General features: G+C 61.5%; 18 protein-coding genes. 5 read left to right on the top strand and 13 right to left on the bottom strand.

All coding sequences use genetic code 11. From position 1 onward, the window contains the following. Window positions 1–9: 9 nt before the first annotated feature. Window positions 10–2,709, bottom strand: a complete 2,700-nt coding sequence (locus IC757_RS15465; protein WP_190975172.1) for a DUF2339 domain-containing protein — start codon at window positions 2,707–2,709, stop codon at window positions 10–12. Between the two features lie 144 nt (window positions 2,710–2,853). Here IC757_RS15465 and IC757_RS15470 point away from each other — a divergent pair, with 144 nt between their 5' ends. Both IC757_RS15470 and IC757_RS15475 read left to right on the top strand, forming a co-directional pair. Continuing rightward, window positions 2,854–4,458, top strand: coding sequence for a sensor histidine kinase (locus IC757_RS15470; RefSeq protein WP_190975173.1), 1,605 nt, complete (start codon window positions 2,854–2,856; stop codon window positions 4,456–4,458). A gap of 4 nt (window positions 4,459–4,462) precedes the next feature. Next, a complete protein-coding gene (locus IC757_RS15475; RefSeq protein ID WP_190975174.1) occupies window positions 4,463–5,146 on the top strand; it encodes a response regulator transcription factor in 684 nt (227 codons plus the stop codon). Between the two features lie 44 nt (window positions 5,147–5,190). Here IC757_RS15475 and IC757_RS15480 read toward each other — a convergent pair whose 3' ends face one another. The 3 genes from IC757_RS15480 to IC757_RS15490 all read right to left on the bottom strand — a co-directional run bounded on the left by IC757_RS15480 (window position 5,191) and on the right by IC757_RS15490 (window position 7,972). Next, the gene (locus IC757_RS15480; RefSeq protein ID WP_190975175.1) at window positions 5,191–6,462 is read right to left on the bottom strand and encodes an O-acetylhomoserine aminocarboxypropyltransferase/cysteine synthase family protein; all 1,272 of its coding nucleotides are present in this window, start codon (window positions 6,460–6,462) and stop codon (window positions 5,191–5,193) included. A gap of 155 nt (window positions 6,463–6,617) precedes the next feature. Beyond that, window positions 6,618–7,598, bottom strand: coding sequence for a hypothetical protein (locus tag IC757_RS15485; protein ID WP_190975176.1), 981 nt, complete (start codon window positions 7,596–7,598; stop codon window positions 6,618–6,620). After that, a complete protein-coding gene (locus tag IC757_RS15490) occupies window positions 7,595–7,972 on the bottom strand; it encodes a PadR family transcriptional regulator (RefSeq protein ID WP_190975177.1) in 378 nt (125 codons plus the stop codon). Before IC757_RS15490 ends, IC757_RS15485 begins: the two co-directional genes overlap by 4 nt. A 125-nt stretch (window positions 7,973–8,097) precedes the next feature. On the opposite strand from IC757_RS15490, the gene IC757_RS15495 reads away from it, so the two are divergent. The 3 genes from IC757_RS15495 (at window position 8,098) to IC757_RS15505 (ending at window position 10,617) form a co-directional block, all read left to right on the top strand. Beyond that, window positions 8,098–8,640, top strand: a complete 543-nt coding sequence (locus tag IC757_RS15495) for a hypothetical protein (RefSeq protein ID WP_190975178.1) — start codon at window positions 8,098–8,100, stop codon at window positions 8,638–8,640. Between the two features lie 196 nt (window positions 8,641–8,836). Further along, window positions 8,837–10,057 (top strand): S1 family peptidase, encoded by a 1,221-nt coding sequence (locus tag IC757_RS15500; RefSeq protein WP_190975179.1) that lies wholly within the window; start codon window positions 8,837–8,839, stop codon window positions 10,055–10,057. Window positions 10,058–10,215: 158 nt separating this feature from the next. Beyond that, the gene (locus tag IC757_RS15505; protein WP_190975180.1) at window positions 10,216–10,617 is read left to right on the top strand and encodes a hypothetical protein; all 402 of its coding nucleotides are present in this window, start codon (window positions 10,216–10,218) and stop codon (window positions 10,615–10,617) included. Window positions 10,618–10,920: 303 nt separating this feature from the next. On the opposite strand, the gene IC757_RS15510 is transcribed toward IC757_RS15505, so the two are convergent. The 9 genes from IC757_RS15510 to IC757_RS15550 all read right to left on the bottom strand — a co-directional run bounded on the left by IC757_RS15510 (window position 10,921) and on the right by IC757_RS15550 (window position 22,051). Then, on the bottom strand, window positions 10,921–11,937 hold the full coding sequence (locus IC757_RS15510; protein ID WP_190975181.1) for an alpha/beta hydrolase family protein: 1,017 nt from the start codon (window positions 11,935–11,937) through the stop codon (window positions 10,921–10,923). Window positions 11,938–11,999: 62 nt separating this feature from the next. Further along, complete coding sequence (locus tag IC757_RS15515; RefSeq protein WP_190975182.1) at window positions 12,000–13,667, bottom strand: serine hydrolase domain-containing protein; 1,668 nt, start codon at window positions 13,665–13,667, stop codon at window positions 12,000–12,002. Between the two features lie 505 nt (window positions 13,668–14,172). Further along, window positions 14,173–15,348 carry an ABC transporter permease gene (locus IC757_RS15520; protein WP_190975183.1) on the bottom strand — a complete coding sequence of 392 codons (1,176 nt, stop codon included), beginning with the start codon at window positions 15,346–15,348 and terminating at the stop codon, window positions 14,173–14,175. 4 nt (window positions 15,349–15,352) lie between these two features. Further along, window positions 15,353–16,510, bottom strand: coding sequence for an ABC transporter permease (locus tag IC757_RS15525; RefSeq protein ID WP_190975184.1), 1,158 nt, complete (start codon window positions 16,508–16,510; stop codon window positions 15,353–15,355). Between the two features lies 1 nt (window position 16,511). After that, a complete protein-coding gene (locus IC757_RS15530) occupies window positions 16,512–17,195 on the bottom strand; it encodes an ABC transporter ATP-binding protein (protein ID WP_190975185.1) in 684 nt (227 codons plus the stop codon). Further along, on the bottom strand, window positions 17,192–18,442 hold the full coding sequence (locus tag IC757_RS15535) for an efflux RND transporter periplasmic adaptor subunit (protein ID WP_190975186.1): 1,251 nt from the start codon (window positions 18,440–18,442) through the stop codon (window positions 17,192–17,194). Before IC757_RS15535 ends, IC757_RS15530 begins: the two co-directional genes overlap by 4 nt. Before the next feature lie 137 nt (window positions 18,443–18,579). Continuing rightward, window positions 18,580–18,975: a DUF6768 family protein gene (locus IC757_RS15540; RefSeq protein WP_190975187.1), complete on the bottom strand. Its 396-nt coding sequence runs from the start codon at window positions 18,973–18,975 to the stop codon at window positions 18,580–18,582. Beyond that, entirely contained in the window at window positions 18,956–19,492 is a 537-nt protein-coding gene (locus IC757_RS15545; RefSeq protein WP_190975188.1) for an RNA polymerase sigma factor, read from the bottom strand. Before IC757_RS15545 ends, IC757_RS15540 begins: the two co-directional genes overlap by 20 nt. A gap of 129 nt (window positions 19,493–19,621) precedes the next feature. After that, window positions 19,622–22,051, bottom strand: coding sequence for a putative bifunctional diguanylate cyclase/phosphodiesterase (locus IC757_RS15550; protein ID WP_190975189.1), 2,430 nt, complete (start codon window positions 22,049–22,051; stop codon window positions 19,622–19,624). Between the last annotated feature and the right edge of the window lie 71 nt (window positions 22,052–22,122).

Consider the following 22,122-nt stretch of genomic DNA (forward strand, 5'->3'; position numbering starts at 1 on the left):
CGGTCACGCTCATGGGCGTGGCTGACGCTGTTCAGCCTCCCGCAACGGCGGGGCCGGCGCCAGGTAGCCGACCAGAATGGAGAGCATGCCGAAAGCCAGGAAAGAAAGAATGCCGGCAACGGTCGACAGGAACTGCCGGTCGATCAACAGGAGTTTCAGTAGCACCAGAGCGAGCAGAATCGCACCGGCCCACCACACCGCCACCTGGCGGCGGCGTGAACCGGCCACCCAGGCCAGCACGCCCAGCAGGGTCCAGATTACGCTCAGTGTGGCCTGTGCGACATTGGATGTCGCCAAAGCCATGACACTCCAGTCCACTCCGGCCAGGTGATGAACCGAACGCATGCCGAACTGCGTTGCGAGCAACAAACCCAGCATCGCCGGCACCGCCAGCGGCAGGCGGAATACTCCCGGACCACCGGCTCCGGACAGCGCGAGCAGTACAACCAGCGCCGCAACCTGTGCCAGTTCCAGCGGATTGATGAGCGGCAGCCACGGCAGGGGTGCCGCGCTGCCAGCATCCGTCAGACTGACTACAGCACCGGCCAGCAGTGCCATCACGATGAATGCAGACGGTATCAGCAGTTGAGGCTCCGGCAAGGGCCGGAAGCACAATGGCAGACTCCCGGTCAGCACCCGCCAGGCACCCAGCAGCAACAAAGGCAGTCCGCCCAGCAGCCAGAACCAGCCACGGCCAGGCTGCCAATAGCTGCTGGCCAGTTCCACCGCAGTGACGCTCAACGCGGCAACGACGGCGGCATGACCGACCATGACCGCCCAGCCACGCCAGCGCGAAGCCATCTTGCCAAACCAGTAGTCAGTGGCGAGTATCGCGACCAGCACCAGCACCCAGGCCGGCAACCCCCACCCGGCCAGTGGCAGGCCATGAATCACCTGTTCCGGCAATAGCAGGGGACACGACGCCATGAACAGCACGGCGGCCACGGCCATCGGTGTCCAGGTCTTGCGAAAATGCAGGTAGGCGGCGAGGCAGGCACTGACGGCAAGAAAGAGAATCATTGCCGCTGCGCTTTCGGCGGCGACCAGGTGACGATCCATCTCAGCCAGTCCATTGATCGACCAGATCAGCAGTGCCCAGACCAGCAGCACGTTCAATCGCCAGCCCCGTGCACCGGCCGCGTCATAGCGCCAGGCGCTGATCACACCGGCCACGGCCACGGCCAGCCCGCCAAGGAAGTACTTGTTGACCAGCATCAGCTCCGGCGCCGGCCAGATGACGGCCTGGTTGACCAGCCAGACGCCGGCGGCCATGCCCTGCAATCCCAGGCCGGACAGCCGCGTCAGGCGCTGCTGCTGCAGACATCCGAACCAGACCAGCGCCGCACCCTCCAGCGCCCAGATCAGCGTGATCGAAAAGCCGGAAAATGCGAAGGGAACCGCCAGCGTTGCCAGGCAGACTGCCAGCACGGCATGCGAACGGCCCAACATCGGCATATTCCAGCGCCTGAGCAGCAGGACCGAACTGGTCAGATAAACCAGCGCCATGGCCAGGGTGGAACCGGCAATGGCCATCCGCTCGCCTTCCAGCAACAGTATCTGCAAAGGCAGGACAAACAGGGGCAGGCCGAAGACCAGAATTACATCCAGCCAGCGCGATCCCCGTTGCCCACGCCAGGCTTCAAGAATGGGAATCAGGAAGTAGAGCGTGAAGAACAGGATCAGGAATGCCTGCACGCTGGCATAGTGAACCGGCGACCAGGCCAGCACACCCCACAGCGTGGCGATGGCAAAGGTAAACACGAAGCCGACGCGATTGAGCACCGGCCAGGACTGACGCCAGGCAATGGCGAAGATGCCCAGGTTGAGCACGGCATACCAGGAAAACAGCGCAACATGACTGCCCTCACCGGTCGATACCAGCATGGGTGCGGCAAATCCGGCAATCATGGCCAGCACGGCCAGCGCAATCGCCTTCTGCACCGTGGCCAACACCCCGCCGACAGCGACCATTACGACCATCAGCGAGAACGCGACCGATGCCGGCAGCAACTGGTACAGCCGGAAGGCGGCGAAAACCGTCAGCAACACTGTACCAATCGCACCACCCTGCAGGGACAGCGCAAAAGCACGTCGGTGCTCGACCTGGCGGACCCCGAACAGCAAGGCAGCAACGGCCAACAGGGCAACACCGAGCAATCGCCATTCAACGGGCACTTTCAACCAGCCCTGTTCACCGGCATAGCGCAGTAGTGCGGCCAGTCCCACAAAAGACACCAGCACACCGATCTTGACCGGGACGTTGCCCGTGGTGAACCAGCGCTTGAGTTGTTGCAGGCCCGGGCTGTCCGCTCGCTGCGGCTTGGGTGCGGTCGTCCCACTGGCCTGGCTTGTGCCCTCATCCACCCTGGCTGCCCGGACACCAGTTGCGGCCGCCTGGTGTCGAGATTCCGGAGCATCCGCCGAAGCGGCGCGGGGCGATGGTGTTTCGACTGCGGGCCGCACTGGCAATACTGATCCGGAATCCGCCCGTCGCGCCAGGCGCTGCTCAAGCTGGCTGATCCTGCGACCCTGATGTAGCACCACCGCCCACAGCGCGCCCATCAGAGCGCCGATGGCGGCCGCGACCATGCCGGTTCTCTGGTAGAACAGGCCCGACAGATCCACGCCACTGGCGGCCAGGCCAAGCAAGGCGCCGACAATGGTCAGCACGACCAGCTCGGTGCCGATGTTGCTCTGATTGCTCTGCATGACCCTGGGCGTCCCTCTTGTCAGTGAATGAACCCGGTCTACAGTCTACCCCGGCCATCCTCAAGCTGATCCTGACAGATCCCCAACATTTTCGGCCGGTTCCTGTCATAGACTGAGGATTGTTTGACTTGCCCAGTGTGCAGCATGTCCGGTTCGGGTCGACAAGCACCTTCACGCGGCAACCTGCTCCCCGGAGGGGCGGCATTGCTTGCCCTGGTGCTGGTCGGTGTCCTGTTTGCCGAGATGATGCGCTCGGAGAGAGCGCAGCGGGAAGTGACCGCGGGGGCCCTGACGGACTATGCCGATGTGGCTGCCTGGCAGTATGTCCGGCGTGCCGAAGTCGAACTGCGCGGCAGCCTGGCACCGGCCCTGGGGGCGCTGGCCGAAAGTTCACCGGACCAGTCGGTCGAAACCTTGCACAAACGGGCCACGAATGCCGCCAGTCGCTGCCCCTGCCCGCATGGCTTGCAACCCGGCCTCACCTTTCGCCTGGACAATGGACGGCTGGAATACAGCGGCAACGATGCCCTGCTCGATCGCGTCGCGCTCATGGCTCACCTGGAGCACAAGCTCGAGCATGGCAACAACAGCCAGGAACAACAGCGCGGCCTGCACTTCCTGTCCTTCAATGGCCGGGCCACAACCGTGGCGCACGTGGCAAATGGATCCAGTCAGCCAGGGATACTGGGCTATCTTGCAGACATCGAGCCGGTAAGGTCGGCCCTTTCCGATGTTTTTGATCGCGACGACCTGCTGCCAGCCAGCCTGCTTGCCGACAGGAAGCAGTCTGACCTGTTGACCCTCCGGGTCATCGGTGCCGATGAAACCTTGTATCAAAGTGGGCCGCTTGATGGTCCGTGGCGTGGTCGTGCAAGTTTCGATTCAATCAGCGAGTCGTTCTCCGGCCTGACCGTGGAAACGGCGTTGCCGCCGATCGCGGCCGAGTATCTGATCGTTGGTGGAACACCGCGGTCGCGCCTGCCGCTGCTCGGCGCCCTGACCCTGGTGGCGTTGGTGCTCGGGGCAGTGGCCGGCTGGCAGGTGCTGGCCGAACGCCGCCTGGCGCGCATGCGTACCGACACGATTGCCAGGATTTCGCACGAACTAAGAACTCCACTGGCACAGATTCGCCTGTTTGCCGACACCCTTCGCCTGGGAAGGGTTCGAGAAGAGCGGGAACGTGAACGCGCCCTGAACGTGATCGACCGAGAGAGTCGTCGTCTCGACCATCTGGTCGGCAATGTGCTGCACTTCGGCCGCCGTGACGCGGGGGCCGAAACCGTCAACCGGTCATCGATCGCACTCAACGAGTTTCTCGAGAAGGTCAAGTCTGAGTACCTTCCACTGGCGAGCCATCAGGGTGTGGAGATCGATGTGTCACCGTCCGGCAGCTTGCAGGTTCATGCCGACCAGGAAGCGCTGAGGCACATGCTGCTCAACCTGCTCGATAACGCCGCCAAGCACAGTCCCGAAGGGGCAAGTGTGCGGCTGTCGGCTAAAACTGCAGACTGCGGACGGCACGTGCTGATCTGTGTGGATGATGCCGGTCCGGGCGTCCCCGTTTCGCGACGGGACGACATCTGGGAAATGTACCGGCGCGCCAGCGATGGCGCCACATCAGGCAGCGGCATTGGTCTGGCGGTGGTCAGACATTATGCCCGGCAGCTGGGCGGGGAGGCTTGGGTGGAGGATGCACCGGAAGGCGGTGCCCGCTTTGTAATCGAACTTCCGGCAAGCAACAAGGACTGAAGCGATGGCGACCATTCTGATCATCGAGGACGAACGTGATCTCGCCGACGGCCTGAGGGACAACCTCGAGATCGAGGGTCACCGGGCCGAAGTGACCTACACCGGCGAGACTGGCCTGGACGCGTTGCGCTCATGCCCTTACGACCTGCTCATCCTTGATCTCATGTTGCCCGATACCGATGGGTACCGCATCCTGCGGTGCCTGCGCGAGGAGGGCCAGACCTTGCCCGTGCTCATGCTTACCGCTCGTGGCCAGGAAGCCGACAAGGTAAGGGGCTTTCGACTGGGCGCCGACGACTATGTCACCAAGCCCTTTGGGCTGCTGGAGCTGCTTGCCCGCGTCGAGGCACTGCTGCGTCGATCAGGCCGGGCGGATACGGGCAGCCGGTTCCATATAGGGGAGATCGCAGTCGACACCACTCGACGCACCGTGTCGCGGGGCAGCGAGGAGGTGCTGATTGCTCCACGCGAATTCGATCTCCTGGTGGCCCTGCACCGGCACGATGGCAAGGCCGTTTCCCGCCAGGATCTGCTCGCGGAAGTCTGGGGCCACCCGGGTGCGGTGATTACGCGGACAGTCGACACGCACATCGCCGAACTGCGTCGAAAACTGGAACCCGATCCCAACCGGCCAAGGTACATCCTGACCGTGCGCAAGTACGGCTACCGCCTGAATGAGCGCCGCTGATCCGGCACGAACGCAGTCCACCCTCGTGCCGGATCAACTCAATGTCATTGTGCCTGGTCCAGTGCCTGACTGAGATCAGCGATGATATCGTCAATGTGTTCGATGCCTATCGACAGCCGCACCATGTCAGTGGTCACTCCAGCTTTTTTCAGTTCACCCTCATCAAGCTGGCGATGCGTGGTGCTGGCGGGGTGGCATGCCAGTGACTTGGCATCACCGATATTGACCAGCCGCTTGATCATCTGCAGTGCATCGATGAATTTTGCACCCGATTCCGGCCCACCCTCGATACCGAAACTCAGAATGGATGCGGCCTTTCCATCCATGTATTTCGCTGCCAGCGAATGTCCGGGATCGCCGGGCAAGCCGGCAAAACGGACCCATCGCACCCTGGGGTGCCCCTCAAGAAACTCCGCCACCTTGAGGGCATTGTCGCAGTGGCGTTCCATGCGCAATGGCAGGGTCTCGATTCCCTGCAACACCAGAAAGGCATTAAACGGTGACAAGGCTGCGCCCATGTTTCTCAGCGGCACCACGCGTGCACGCCCGATGAAAGCCGCCTCACCCAACGCCTCGGTATATATGACCCCGTGGTAGGACGGATCGGGCTCGTTGAACTGGGGGAAACGTGGATTGCCCTTCCACGGGAAACGACCGGAATCGACGATGGCACCGCCCACGGTGGTGCCATGGCCGCCCAGATACTTGGTCAGGGAACACACCACGATATCCGCGCCATGGTCAAAAGGACGACAAAGCGCCGGGGTGGCCACGGTGTTGTCCACGATCAACGGCAGTTCGTGCTTGTGCGCTATGCGGGCAATGGCCTCCAGGTCGACGATATTACCCGCCGGATTGCCAATCGATTCGCAGAACAGCGCCCGGGTATTGTCGTCAATCTGGCTCTCGATCTGCTCAAGATCCTGGCCATCGGCCATGCGCACATCGATGCCCATGGTCGGCATGGTATGGGCAAACAGATTGTAGGTGCCGCCATAAAGCTGGGTCACTGACACGATGTTGTCGCCGCTGCGCGCCAGGGTCTGAATCGTCGCGGTAATGGCGGCCATGCCCGATGCCATGGCCAGTGCCCCGACGCCGCCTTCCATTTCCGTGAGGCGTTGTTCCAGCACGGCGTTTGTCGGGTTCATGATCCGGCTGTAGATGTTGCCCTCTACCTTGAGGTCAAAAAGATCAGCTCCGTGCTGAGTGTCGTCGAAGTAATAGCTGGTGGTCTGGTAGATGGGCACAGCGACCGCGTGTGTTTCCGGATCTCCGGCAAAGCCGCCATGAACGGCAATCGTTTCAAGTTTCATTGGTCATTCCTTGTGAAAACACTGATATCGTGCGTGCAACTGATCCGTCAGCCGAAAACATCATGAGCCCCACGCAAGGGAAGCTCTGAATAACTCTACGCGGGGCGCGTAGAGTTATTCAGAGCTTCCCAAGGATCCGCCGCGAAAGCAACGACTTATTCAGACGCACCCTGGCTGCCGGCCGGAACTGAATGGGCATCTGCCGCGGACTCCACAGTGGCCTGCAGCCGATCGGCATTGACCATTTCGCCATTCAGCCACAGGCGACGGCTCATCAGATTACCACCTTCTCCTTCCCAGTCCATACGGTAGGGCATTCCCAGACCAGGCAGAAGGATACGCTTCCAGGTGGCAACGGGACGGAAGGCACGAATCCTTTCTAGTTGAATGCACTGTCGGGAGAACAGCCCCCGAATATCCATGTCGTGCTGGCTGACCTCAATCCGCACCAGCGTGGTCGGCACGCCGGCAATCATATATGCGGCCAGCAGCATCAGGAACAGACTGGCAGACACCGGCTGACCGGCCAACACTCCCACCCCGGCAAGACCCAGTGCACAGAGCAGGAAAATTGCCGTCATGGCCACGAGCAGGATGACACCCGCCCACAGGCTGGAACGGGGGGTATAGACCGTGAAGCCATGCCCGACATCATCACCGGCGGTCGGCATGGACTGGGCAAAACCGTAAGCAAACCAGGCGCCCATGATCAGGCCATAGACAACGCCCATTGCGGCAAGCGTGACGAGGATATCGAGCGTACCGGTTTCTGTAAGCTTCGCGGCAAGCAGATAGAAGATCAGCATAAGAGTCGCGAATACCGCCCCGAGAATCAGGGCCGACTTGCAGAAGACGGCGGCCCGCTCCCGGCGCTGATGGGCCGCGGTGGCTTCCAGGTCGCCCACTTCGCTGGTTGCTAGACGAGCCGCTTCTGCCGGACTGGCGCCCGACTGGACGTGCCGATCCCTGGCTTCCAGCAGGTGATCGCGCACTTCAAGCAGGGTCAGCCGGCGAACCGATGCCGCGCCAACAAGCGCCGCGTCCAGGCGGCGAAGCGTGTCATCAATGCATGGATCGCCCGTACTCATGTCGGATGGAAAAGACGGCGATGGCAGGCGTAGCAGTCTGGAAATCATGCGGTTTTGTCCTCTTGTTGCAGTTCGGATCCGGTGCGGGAAAACAGGGTGCGCTCAAGTACCCCCGCCATACGGCGCCATTCATTCCGGCGCATTTCAAGAAAGGCCTGCCCCTCGCCCGTCAGACGGTAGTACTTGCGGGGCGAGCCGCGCTCTCCGGGGGCGTGATATGCCGCCAGATAGCCGCGCTTTTCCAGCCGGTAGAGCAAGGGATAAAGGCTGGCCTCCTTGATCAGATCCTTGTCCGGCCCGAGCCGGTCGAGCAGCTGGCCGAAGATGCCGAACCCGTAATTGTCACCATCGGCCAGCAAATCGAGCACCAGCGTGTCGAGCAGCCCCTTGAGAATCTGCCCACTATCGGTTTTTCCGGCCATGATCTGCCCTGAGGTTTACTTGGTGGCGATTACCTTACATAACAAAGTAAACATGGTCAAGGCTTCCGAACCCGGACTTCGCCTGCCCGGCTCGATTGCGTATGATGCACGCAGGAGGTTGAGCCATGTCCAAGCAGTATTACTGGCCCCTTGCGCTTGGCGTTGCCGGGCTTGTTCTGTTCCTGGCGGCCACCTGGACCATGATTCAGGGGTTTGGCGGCTGGCATACCACTTTCCAGGGACCCGGATCGGTGGAGATCGAGGTACCCGCAGGCGGTGATTACCGACTCTGGCACGATTCAAAAACGATGATTGACGGGCGTGTTCACGAGGTCGATGACGATCTGCCGTCGGGTTCCAGTCTCCGGTTCACCGATACCGACGGCGACAGGGTTCCCGTCGAACCCGTGCGCGGCTCGATGAGCCAGGAAATCGGCGATTCCCGACGGGTGGCCGTGGGCCGCATCGAGTTTCCCGCGGCAGGCACCTATACCGCCATCAGCGAAGGCTTCGACGATACCCGCCAGTTTCGTCTCAGCGAGATTCGGTTTTTCGAGCACTTTCTACGTGCTTTGCTGTTCGGCATCCCTGGCGCCGCGCTATTCGTGGTCGCGCTGATCTGGGGAATCGCCGTCTCCGTTCGTGGCACTGACCGCCCAAAAGATTGATTTGAATTGCTTTTTTGGCGCCCACCCATAGAGTGCAACAGTTCCGCCCGACGCTTGCAATCGAACCGCAAGCCGTGCTAGCTTTTCTCGCGGCGGCATTGGCCGAAACCCCGGGGAGGTTGGTATAGGGGGTCGGATGTCCGCCACCTTTGCAATGAGCTAAAACAAGGGGCTCATCAATGCACGAGGGTTAAACATGAAATCCATTCAAACCCGTAACAACCGGCGTCATGCCGGTGTTTTTCTGTTCGCTTCCACTTTCTTTCTCTCCGTTTCCTCCCAGGTCTTCAGTTCCGACCTTCCACCTGAAGAACTGGATATTCCAAGTGATATGGCGACCGCGATCGAACGGGATCTCGGCCTGAGTCAGGCCGAGTTCCAGAGAACGCTTCGCATGGAACGCGAGGCCGGTTCCGTGCTCTCCCGCGCCGCTTCGGCACTGGGTGACAACTACGGCGGCAGCTGGATCGAGCGTGACGAAAATGGCGAAGTTCGCGCGGTTGTTGCCGCCACTTCCCGGGCTGCAGTCCAGGGCAACCCCGGCCTGCGCGGACTGGACCGGGCGGCCGCACGCACAGAGGTTCGCGAGGTTCGCTTCAGCCTGGCCGAACTTGAGCAGACCGTCGAGTCATTCAACCGGGCATCCGGGAACCCCATGGCACGCAGCCTGAACGGGATCCACTCCTGGGGTATCGACCTGCCCAACAACCGTGTTGTGGTGGTGGCCTCACCGGACGTATCGGACCGAGTGCTGGACTTCTTTGCCCGCAGCCGGGCCGACCTGGACATGGTGCACTTCGAAGTCTCCGAACATGAGCCTTCAACACTGGTCAATGTTGTGGGCGGTTTCCGCTACAACGGCTGCTCCATCGGCTTTGCCGTCCGGCGCGGCAGCACCCCCGGATTCGTCACGGCAGGCCACTGCGGATCGGTTGGCCAGATCGTGAGAATCAACGGCGTGGCCGTGGGTCGGTTCCAGCGCAGCAACTTCCCTGGCGCCGATGCGGCCTGGGCCAATGTCCGCCGGAGCGACACCCTCCACAATCTGGTCTGGAGATACAGCGGCAACTCCACCTACGCCGTGACCGGCAGCAATGAAGCACCGCTGGGCGCCACGGTCTGCCGTTCGGGCTTCCGCACCGGCTGGCGCTGCGGCACCCTGACGCGCAACAACGTCACGGTCAACTACGGCAGCGGCCCGGTTCACGGCTTGCGTGAATCGAATGCCTGCGCCGGACAGGGTGACTCCGGTGGCTCCTGGGTGGCCGGCGGCAACCAGGCGCAAGGCGTCACATCCGGCGGTGCGCTGGGTGGCGACGGCACCAACTGCGGTATTCCGCAGAACCAGCGCCGAACCTGGTTCCAGCGCCTCAACCCCATGCTCAGCGGCTATGGGTTGAACCTGGTCACCAGCTGATCCAGCCATCCGGCTGAAACGAGAGAGAAAGACCGCGACGCCCCGGCCCAGGTCGGGGCGTCGTCTATATTGAGCCGACTCGAAGGCGGACCCGACGCACCGCCCAATTTCAAACTGCCGGCCAGGACAGGACACACCGGGTTGTGTATGCTTTAGCAATGAGATACTGGCTACTTGCCATCGGGCTGCAGGTCATCATCCTGGCACTTGGCTTGGGACTTCAGGGAGCGTCGTTTGTCGAGGTCCAACTGCTGCACGCACCAGTGGTGAACCTGCTGCTGTGGACTGGACTGGTCTCGCTGGCCGGACTGGCCGCCAGTGCCGCCCGCCGCCGGCTCCACCGTGGCCTGGGACTGGCGCTGGTCATTCTCGCCGTGAGCTGGTTTCCGATATCGCTGCTGATCTTCGGCAACGCCCGATTCTCCGGCACCTCCTACTTCCTGTGGCAACTATGGCTCAGCGGCACCGCCACACTGGTAATCGCGAGTGTACTGTCGCTATCAGCAAGTAGCGTCGCAGGGTTGGCTGGAATTTGGCGAAACCATCGCCTGCGCGAGTGAAAGCGATCTACATACCTGCCGGGCTATTAACCCGGCACGAATGTAGATCGCATTCAGCCGCAGTGTGCGCTTCGGCAGCAAGGCAGCGAAACGCCGCTGTAGCACTCCTACAGCAAGTTTCGATAACGCAGTCTGCCGAAGCGCACACTGCGGCCTGACTTTTTAGAATCAGATAGTTAGGGGCTTCAATCAGGGCCCGACTCTGCGTTCTCGCTCTTGCCAAGGGAATCACCCTTGGCGGCGAGCGACGCCTTGATTCGGGCCCTGATTGAAGCCCTGAATGTGATCTACATTCGTGCCGGGTTAATAATAGTGACTGGCCAAGAGCGCATCATCCCAGAATGATGACGATCCCAGCGCCGCCCAGAATTCGGGATCAAAGCTTTGGGGTCGTGGAGTGTCCAGGCAAAACGATCCGTGACGAAAGAAGTGGTCAAGCCCAGGGATCGTTTCAACGACCAGATGCGTGTTGCCGGTATCGCGACCAAAATATCGCTCAAGGCGGGGGACATTGGTTTCAGGCATGACCATGATGTCGTGAGTGGCAAACAATGCCAGCATCGGCTGCCGCATCCGTGCCAGGTCATCGGCCGGATCGTAGCGCACGATTCTTGACAGGTAGCCAGCCGGTACGACACGGCCCAGAGCACCCATCACCGATAGCATCGTGCCCAGACCGGCGCGGCGCAGTCCCAGGGCGCTTTGCTCATCGCACTGCCACCGGTTGACGGTATCCTCGATGATCTGCTGCCGCACTCCGATGGCCGGCCCGGCCAGGCTGACAACCCAGGCGATATCATCGGGCACCCTTGCGGCAGCCTTGACCGCAATCCAGCCACCCTGGCTGTGGCCCAGCAGGCCCAGGCGTGTCTTATCGATTTCGGAACGTGCGCCAAGCATTCGTACCGCGGCCAGTGCGTTGTCGGCACGATGACCGAAATCCTCCTTGCGCCAGTCGCCCTCGGATCGTCCAACACCGGGCTTGTCGAAGATGTATACCGCGTACCCGCGTTCGGCAAACCATGCCTGGAGCTCGGGCCAGAACCATGACCGCCGCTCTCCCTCCCAGCCGGTGCGGTAACTCTCGTCGCCTGACCCGGCCAGGAAGATCACGGCCGGATAAGGGCCTTCGCCCGGCGGCAGAAACAGCGTGCCCGACAGGGTTCCGGCCGAAGCGTCGAAATCCAGCTCTATGGAATCGGCCAATACAGGCCCACCACTGATCGCAAGCGCAAGCAGCAACATGAAAATACCTGGGACGCTGACCATGCCGCCGCCTGGCCGCCATGTGTCCTCTCGCTGATCTGCCTGCTCTGTCATTTCCCCATTCTCCACCATATAGATCAGGCCCGGTCGGCCGATAAGGGAAAGTCGACCAGGCGTCATTCAACCCGCTCGAACAGAATGTCGCGAGCACGGACGTTTCCGGCCTTAAAGCCAGTGATCCGCCCATCATCGTCGCGTACGAACTCGACGCTGGCCACCGGAAAGCTGCCGTTAAATCGATCGTCGGATGCATGGTGGAGTGACACCGGATTGAAGCGGCGGTGCCTGAGTTCGAGTTGATCGGAGTCGGTCAAGGCAATGGTATAGAAGGTTTCCAGCTCAAGACTGAGATAGCGACCGGCGTAGGCAGACAGCTCCTCGGCTCCATGGCCCGTTTCGTCCTTGACGCGCACCGCCATGTGCTCGCCATTCTGGTGCAACGTGAGCGCATGCACGCTGCCGTCGGCTTCGACATCGAAGACGAAACGGGCACCGACGGCATCCTGGGTGAACACATTGACGCCCGCCGGTTCAAGCTCAAAGGCCGGCTGCCCGGTCGCCTGGATCATGTACTTTTCGCCTTCACGGAAGAAGTGCATGACGAACCCGGGTATCGACTCCAGTTCATAGCGGCCAGCATAGCGATCAAACAGCTCATCGGTAAACTCCGCGGCCTCTGTCACCGAATCCGGCTCGGCGATTTCCTTGTCCCCGGAATCCCGTGCCACCAGATCTTCGCCCAACCAGGTCTCGGCCACGCCATGAATGAAGTCGGCATCGATTCCGGGGCCATTGGCAAATATCATGTAGCCGGCATCAAGCTCCGGGAAGAAATCAAACACGGATATGTGACCGATATCGCCGCCACCATGCTCCCAGCGGTGCAGGCCGCGGAATTCGTCGATGGACAGGCCCAGCCCGTAGCCACTGGAATCGCCGCTGTTGAGCTGGAGTGGCGTGGTCATCAGGTTGCGCACTGCATCTCCACCAAGTTCGAATCGGCCCAGGTGTTTCATCCAGCGCGCCATGTCGGCCACCGTCGTGTAAACGCCGCCGGCACCCAGCGCGCCACCGATATCGCGCGCCTCCCGGTATCCTCCATCCGCCTGCGTATAACCGGTGGCGGCACCTGTAACAATCTCGTCGGCATGCAAGCGGAACCGCGTGTCATACATGCCCAGGGGATGGAAAACCTCATCGCGTACCCAGTCCTGATAGGGCGTGCCGGTCACGCGGGTGATCACTTCGGCCAGCAGACCATAGCCGGTGTTGTTGTAATTCCATTCCTCACCGGGCTTGTTCTGCAATTCCGGTTGGCGCCGCACCGTGGCGATCACCGCATCACGATCCATCCAATCGCTCTTCTCGATGCGTACACCCGCCAGGGCCTCGGCATTGATGAACTCGCGGTAGCCACTGGTATGACCGAGCAGGTGACGCAACCTGACCGCATGTTCGAACTCAGGCAATTCCGGAATGTGGTTGCGAACATCATCGTCAAGCGAAAGCTGGCCACGATCATGCAGCAACGCCATTGCCATGCCGGTGAACTGCTTGGCCGTTGACCCGATATTCACCGGCGTACCCACTTCCATCGGCACTCCAAATCGCAGATCAGCCATTCCGGCTACTTTAATCTCGACCAGCTCACCATCTCGTACCAGGCCAATCACCACCCCCGGTGTGGACTCATCGTGCCCGGCAAGCAGCGTTTCAATATCAGTTCCGGCCCAGGCCGTGCAACAGGACAGCAGCAGGACTACCGTCAAACTCAAGCGTCTCATGATCCCGACTCCAGACAGCGACTATGTCGGGTCAGAATAGATCGGGATACTGTAGGTACGCATGTGCCAAACGCCATGGGGTCATGGGTTACTATTAACCCGGCACGAATGTAGATCGCATTCAGCCGCAGCGCACACTGCGGCTGAATGCGATCTACATTCGTGCCGGGTTAATAATGCGGTCACTAATCAGCAGACACACAGCTTCCCTCTCAGCGTTCGTGGCAAGGCGTCGGCGCGCCGGTGTAGCCACTCTACATCAAGCGCCGAGAACGCAGTCCACGGACGCCGAGAGGCAAGCTGAATGAGGCGATACTTATGCAGGTGTTTGTAAACCCCGGGCTGTTGCCATTCCTCGTCTACCAGCGCACTTCGGAACGCTTCCCAGTCTTCGAACTCGCTGTTGGATGACGGTGTATGCATGGAGATCCGGCACTTCGTGGAGCAGACAGGTCGATTCGCGAACAAATTGTAGCCGGGAATCCAGCAGGCTCGCTTGCCTCAATCAGGTTCGCAGGGCGGTGGCAATGGGCTGCCGTGCTGCACGCACCGCCGGTGCCAGTCCACCCAGAAAGCCGATCACCAGGGCGATGAAGATGCCCTGGACCAGTAGCCCCGGGGTCACGGCAAAGGCGAACACCACCTGGGTAAAGCTGGCGAAGTTGAGCGTGGATACGGTAAAGCCGTTGAAAAGCGCCCAGGCAATAAGTCCGCCGAGCACACCGCCAAGCAAGGCCAGCGCCAGTGCCTCGGTCATGACCGACACCACGATGGGCAGGCGGGAAAAGCCCAGCGCGCGCAGGGTGGCAATCTCGCGGGTGCGATCGGACACGGCCGTGTACATGGTGTTGAGTGCGCCAAACACCGCGCCCAGGGCCATCAGCACGGCAATGCCGTAGCCAATGCCGGAAATGAAGCCCGACAGGATTTGCGACTGTTCGGCGAAGTACTCGGTTTCGCGCTGAACCCTGATCGACATCCTGGGATCGGCGTCCAGCGCGTCATGAAACTGCTGCAGATCATCTCTTGATGCCAGCCGCGCATAGGCGATGTTGTAGCTGTTGCCGCGCTGGTAGGCGCTTTGCAGCATGCCGGCATCGGTCCACAGCTCGGATTCGGCCGCCGACCCGCCGGCGGTGAAGATACCGACCACATCCCAACGTTCCTGGCCAAAGGCCAGCGTCTGGCCGACCACCAGCCCGCTGAACTGGTCGGCCGCGCCACGCCCGGCAATCAGCTCCCGCCGGCCGGACTCGAACATGCGCCCCTCGACCAGCTCGAAGCGCTCGCGAATCCGGCTGGCATTCTCGCCCACGCCCCGGAACGGCACACTGGCCTGGGTGCCGGTGGATTTTTTCTCCAGATCGACCATGACATACAGCTCAGCCGAAACCACCCCGCGGCCTTCATCGCGCAGCAGCCCCGGCGCCTGTTCGATGATGTTGACCTGTTCGCCAGTCAGACTGGAGTCCAGTTCCGAACTGGACCCCGAGCGCATCACGATGACGTTGTCTTCGGACCCAGCAGCCTGCAGGGTGTGTTCGAAACCCTTGGCCATGGACAGTACCGCAACCAGCACGCCGACCACACCGGCCACGCCGATCACGGCCACCAGGGATGATCCCAGTCTCTGCGGAATGCTGCGCAGGTTCATCAATGTGATTTCCACGATCTGTCCCATGCCCTTATCTCCTCGCCAGTGCAGTCACGATGTTCAGGCGCATGGCCCGGATCGCCGGCACAATGCCGGTAATCAATCCCAGCAGCACCGCCAGCCCGGCCGCCGTGACCAACGCACCGGGCGGCAAGGCCAGGCCGGGCAGGAACTGCCCCACTGCCGTTCGTGCCCCACCGAGGAACAACAAGCCCAGTGCCATGCCCAGCCCGGCGCCAAGCAATGCAAGCATCAGACTTTCACCCAGCACCAGGCCGAGCACCTGGCGGTCGGTAAAGCCGACGGTTTTCATCACCGCCAGTTCACCGGTACGCTCGCGCACCGACTGGGCCATGGTGTTGCCGGCCACCAGCAGCAGGGTGAAGAACACGCAGGCCAGAATGGCCTGCACGATCAGGCCGATATTGCCGAACTGCGCGGCAAAGCCGGCCACCCATCCTTCTTCGGTGGAGGTTTTGGTTTCGGTCGGCGAATTGGCAAAGCGTTGATCGATCTGGCGCGCTATTTCCTCGGCGTTGTCAGGGTCTTCGACTCGGGTCACGATCCAGCCGACCATGTCCTGGTAGAACGCGCGCCCCTCGTTAAAGTAATCGAAATGTCCGTAGGCCTGCATTTCGTCGCCACCGCCGCCGGTACCACGGAAGGTAGCGACGATGTCGAACTCCCAGGCATAGGAGCCGTCACGCTGCGGGAATATGGTCGAGCCGATTGGTACGCGCTGGCCCAGTTCCCAGCCGAAGGCATCGAGCATGGCCTCGCCCACCAGCAGACCCATCCTGTTTCGTTGCAAGTCCCGGAACTGGTCGGGGTCGATCTCGAACTCACCATAGATGTCGCTGAACCGGGACAGGTCGGTGGGCATCAGGCCAAACTGGCGGCGCGGGTCCTGGTAGTAGGCGCCAAACCAGCTGAAGTGGGTGGCCGCGGTCACCCCCTCGATGGACTCGACACGGTTGAGGTAACTGAGCGGCAGCGGCTGAATAAACGATACCCGGTGCATGGTGATCAACCGGTCGGCCCCGGCCATCTCCACCCCCATGCTGAACGCCCGGCTCAGGGCCAGCAGCAAGGTCAGCAGAACAAAGGCGACGATGATCGACAGCACCGTCAGGGTGGTGCGCATTTTCTTGCGCCCCAGGTTCTTTCGCATCAAATGCAGGCTGATCATGTCAAGCCGCCTGGGCCAGCCGGCCCTTGTCGAGGTGCACGGTACGCTGTGCGTAGGCCGCCGCGGCCGGATCGTGGGTGACCATGATGATGGTCTTGCCATGCTCTCGATTAAGCACGGTGAGCAGGCCGAGAATTTCCTCGGCCGTGGACCGGTCCAGATCGCCGGTGGGCTCGTCGGCCAGCAGCAGGCCGGGGTCGCTGACGATGGCGCGGGCAATGGCCACGCGCTGCTCCTGGCCACCGGACAGTTCGCGCGGATAGTGACTGGCGCGATCGGCCAGGCCGACGATATCCAACGCGTTGAGTGCGCGCTCGCGACGTTCCTTGCGCGACATGCGACGCAGGAGCAGCGGCAGTTCGACGTTGCGCTGCGCGTTGAGCACCGGCAGCAGGTTGTAGAACTGAAAGATGAAACCCACCTGGCGCGAGCGCCAGCGGGCCAGTTGCCGACCGGAAAAGCGCTCGATGTTCTCACCGTGCACGCGGATCTCTCCGGAATCCGGCTGGTCCAGCCCGCCGATCAGGTTCAACAGGGTGGTCTTGCCCGAGCCCGACGGCCCCATCAACGCGACAAAATCGCCTTCCGGCACTTCCAGGTCCAGCGCATGCAGCACCTCGACCTTTTCCTTGCCCTTGCGATAAGTCTTGGTCAGGCCGGCTACGGCCATCGCCGTTTCACTCATGGCGTTTCTCCTCTGATGATTCTTGCTCGCTGTCGGTCGCGCAGCACCACATCCGGGCCCACGGCCGCAACCTGTTCTCCGGCGCGTACGCCGGCGCTGATCATGATCTCGTTGTCGCGCTGCTCCGCCACCTGCACACCGCGGCGCTCGAGCCGTCCGTCGGTCACCACGTACACCACGTTGCGACCCTCCTCGCGATGCACCACGCTGGCTGGCAGAAGCACACCCGAAGCCGGTTGCGGCGTCGAGTCCTGACTGACCCGGTCGGGTTCCAGGAAACGGACCCGAACCCCCATTTCGGGCAGAATGCGGGCATCGGTTTCCTCGAAACCCACCCGCACCCGAACTGTGGCTCGCTGCCGGTCGGCCGTGGGCACCACGGCAATGACACGGGCCGGGATCTCCCAGTTGGGGTAGGCGTCCAGTATGGCAGTGGCCGGCTGCTTGGGCGATACGCGCTGGATATAGGCCTCGTTGACATCGACCTCGATTTCCAGCGAGCCCATGTCGACAATAGTGCAGATGCCGGTACGGGTATGACCGCCACCGGCCGAAATCGGCGAGACCATTTCTCCCGGCTGAGCGGCCTTGGCCACCACCACGCCGGAAAATGGCGCACGAATGGTCAGCTCATCGACCCGCTGCTGCTGCAGCTCCACGGCCAGGCGGGCAATCGCCACATCATCGCGACGTGCCTGCACCTGGGCCTCGAAACGATCGACCAGCGTTTCGGCTTCATCCACATCGGACTGGCTGGCCAAATCGCGCTGACGCAACTCCTTGCGACGACTCAATGTACGCCGGGCATCGGCAAGGGAAACCTCGAGTTCTCGAACGGCACTTTCAGCCGCGCGCAGACGTGCTTGCGCCAGTGCCAGCTCGGAGCGATCGAGCACATCGTCCAGACGCGCAAGCACCTGGCCGATCTCGACTTCCATACCTTCTTCCACCAGCACTTCTTCGATCTTGCCGGTGACCTTGGCCGACACCGTCGCCTGACGGCGCGCAACGACATAGCCCGAGGCATCCAGCACCGCGCTGCGCCGGGCCTGATTGCCACTACTGACCTGTCTTGGCTCGACAACTTCGACCTCGGCCACGCCCGGCGAACTCCACCACCAGAGGCTCGAACCGATGGCCAGGACCGCAGCGATGGCCGCCGCAAGCCACAGCCAGTGCCTGGAGGCAAGCTGGCTTTCAGGCTCGCGAATGCGCAGCCGATCTATGCGTTCATCACCATGTGCCATCGTGTTCAATCTCCCTTGGGCGCTTACACCAGCCAAGCCGGACCGGCTTCCACAGCTTGCAATCTAGTCCAACCGTTGACCCAATGACAGTGTCATTTGTCACATCATTCTGAACCTGTCACACCAGACCCGACCCATCACCGCGCCTCGCGGCCCCGCTCGACCTGATCGGTCAAGCGCGCAACAGCAATCTCAAGGCGCTTGGTTTCCCGCACCATCGAGGCGCGGTGCATCTCCATCCAGATCCAGAGTTTCGTTGCAACCTGCGCCAGTAGCACCACGATCAGGATCACGCCCCAGTAGACCAGATCTTCGGCACTCGACGCGGTGAAGAACCGAAAACCGGACCATAGAATCAGCGCAGTCAGCGCCAGGGCAATGACAGTAGTCAGATAGACATAACGTTTCAATCCGCCTCGGTAGGCAGGTTTGAGCCGATCCAGAAGGCTGTCGCGTTCGGCCAGGATCTCGTCGATCCGGTCAGTGTCTTGTTCCAGTTCACGCTTGATTCGTTCATCGATATTCATCATCATCTCCTTCTTCTGCCAATGCTCGCAGTTGATTGCGTGCACGATTTAGCCGTGACTTTACCGTTCCGGCCGGAATTTCCAACACGGCGGCCATTTCGGCAATTTTCATCCCGTCCAGATAGAACAGGTGCAGCGCCTGACGCTCCAGCTCGGGCAACTCCGCGATCCACTCGGCCAGGGCCCGGCCCTGCTGGACCCGATCATCGGCTGGTGCGGCGATTTCCTGCTGATCGAGCGGCACATGCGAGTCCCGCCGGGCCTTGAGGCGATCGAGCACCTGCCAGCGCACGGCCCGAAATACCCAGCTTCTGAATGCACGCGGGTCATCGAGACGCCGAAGTCGGCGGGAAATACCGAACCAGGCCTCCTGCACCGCATCGCGGGCCAGCTCCCGGTCGCGGGACAGACCAGTAGCAAAGCGCAGCAGGGAGTCGTGATAGCGATGGAACAGGAACTCGAAAGCCCGCTCATTGCCATCTTGTGCAGCCAGCACCATCAGATCCTCCTCAGGCTGTTTCATTCAATTACTCCCTGGTTTGCCTGAAAGACGAGTGTGGCGGATAAAAGGTTCATTCAGCACGTGGCAAGTGCGACAAGAGGGGCAAAGCACCGAACCCCTATAAGAAAAATACTGAATCGTGGCAGTCGATCAGGAACTCTCGAGCTGCTGTACCAAGGCATCAATATCGACCGGCCGTGAGAACAGATAGCCCTGGGCCAGCCGCAGTCCCATGCCGCGAAGCAATTCGACCTGCTGCTCGTTTTCCACCCCCTCGGCGACCACCTTCATGTCCAGACGCTGGGCAAGCTGCAGAATGAACTCGACCAGTGCATGATCCACTGGACTGTCGATCACGCGTTGAATGAAAGTGCGGTCGATCTTGATCGTGCTGAAGCGGACCTGTCGCAGCAGGTCCAGCGATGCATAGCCGGTACCGAAGTCGTCAATGGCGACGGGAAAGCCCTGCTGCTCCAGCTCGCCAACCACCTCCAGGCTGTTGGTGAGCAGGCTCTCGGTTACTTCGAAACACAGCTCGCCCGCCTCCAGGTCATGTTCACTGGCAACGCTGCCCACCCACTGCGTGGGATCACCCAGGCGGAACTCGGCTGCCGAGATATTGACGCATACTGCCGTGGGGGCCTTCGCACCCAGTCGCTGCTTCATGGTCACGTAGTCCCGGCAGGCCCGATCCACCACCCACCTTCCTATATCGACGATGGCGCCGTTCTCCTCGGCGATGGGAATGAACCGATCAGGCCCCAGAAGCCCCAGGCGTGGATGCTGCCATCGCAACAGGGCCTCCACTGCAACCACACGATCCTTACTCAGATCGACAATCGGCTGGTAATGCAACACCAGCTCGTCGTTCTCGGCGGCCGCCCACAGCTCGTTCTCCAGGTGCAGGCGCTGTTCTTCATGAGCATCGTGTTCCGGATCGAATATATGCCATTGACCGCCGCCGCGTCGCTTGGCCACGTACATGGCAATATCAGCGAACCGCAACAGATCGGCCGGGCTTTCACTGTCGCCGGAAATCGCGATCCCGATACTGGCAGAAACCTTCGACTTGAAGCGATTGAGTTCGAACCCGGCTCGCAACGCTTCAATGATCCGATCTGCCAGCGTGATTCCATCGGCATCGTACTGCACGTTCTCGACAATCAGTCCGAACTCATCTCCACCGAGCCGGGCAATCGTATCCACCTCGCGAACGGCCTGTTTGATACGCTTCGCCGCCTCGCGCAACATGCGGTCGCCGGAAACATGCCCGAGACTGTCATTGATTACCTTGAAGCGGTCCAGGTCAATAAAGAGCAGGGCCAGATTCTGCCCATCACGTCGTCCACGACGCAGGGCAACCTCCAGCCGGTCCATGAACAGGAACCGGTTCGGCAGACCCGTCAGCGCATCGTAGTGAGCTTGCCGACGAAGCTGCTCCTCGGCACGCTTGCGGTCGGTAATGTCCACGCAAGTACCCACGTGGCCCGCCAGCCGCCCCCCCGCCAGCATGACCGGGGCTCCATGAATAAGGACGTTGCGGTAACCGCCGCCACCGTCAGTCAAACGGATCTCCCGCGTGGTGGTTTCGCCCTGCTCGCGCCGCAGACGATCCTCGGGAATCGCCTTCCGGTCTTCAGCCAGGATGAACTGATCGATGGACTGCCCGGACACATTCAGGTCCGCCGCGACCCCCATCATCTCGCGCATGGCGGGGTTGATGTAGACAATGCGTCCCTCGGGGTCGATATGCCACATACCGACCTCGGGCTGATCGACCAGTGCGCGATACCGTTGCTCGCTCTCGCGCAATGCTTTTTCATCGCGTTCGGCCTTGCGCGTCAGATACCAGCCCAGAACACTGAGGCCAACAATCAGCAGTAGCGACAAAACCACCATGCTGATGGCGACCAGACGGGTCAGTTGATGAGCCAGCCGACTGATATGCAGGGAGAAGCGATCTTCAAGAATCGTCAGCTCTCGATCCAGCTCAAGCAGCTGCTCGATGACCGACTGAATCGCCGCTGCTTCCGTACCCTGCTCGTCGACAACAGAGCGCAGGGCCTGAGCCGTCTGCTCCACCTGCTCGATTCGCCACTCTGCTTCAACCCATACCTGTACCGCGCGTTCGAACTCCTGAAGGTGAGTGGCATGGCGGAACATCCGGATCATCAGGTCGATATCTTCGGGATGGTTCCGGCCGGCAAGGAACCCTTCCCTGGCGGCCTCGATGTCCGGCCGGTCCGCCTCCAGTGCAATCCTGGCTCGCTGATCGCCACGGATGACTTCAAGTGCTTCCCGGTAGTGTTCGAAGGCGACGGGTCGGCCACTGGCGGCATATTCAAGCAGCGAGATCACGGCCTGCTTCTGTGCCTTGGCCCACTGGCTTTCGCCATGGACGTAGGCACGGGCACCGGACAGCGCCTGAAAACCGACATAGCTCAAGCCGACCAGGACCACGATGGCCAGAGAAACGACCAGGCACAGCAGGTACAGGCGCGTACGGATACCCGCCCCTCCCGGCCGGGACCGGGCAACAGTTCGAGGCCCCTCTTGTGAGTCTGGCCGCTTTGCCTTCAAGTCCGATGTCTCCCTGGCCAGGCCCGCAGCGCGGGCCGGCCTGTCCCCATCCGGGTTGATCCTGTCCACCG

The organism is Wenzhouxiangella sp. AB-CW3 (assembly GCF_014725735.1).
Classification (GTDB): Bacteria; Pseudomonadota; Gammaproteobacteria; order Xanthomonadales; family Wenzhouxiangellaceae; genus Wenzhouxiangella.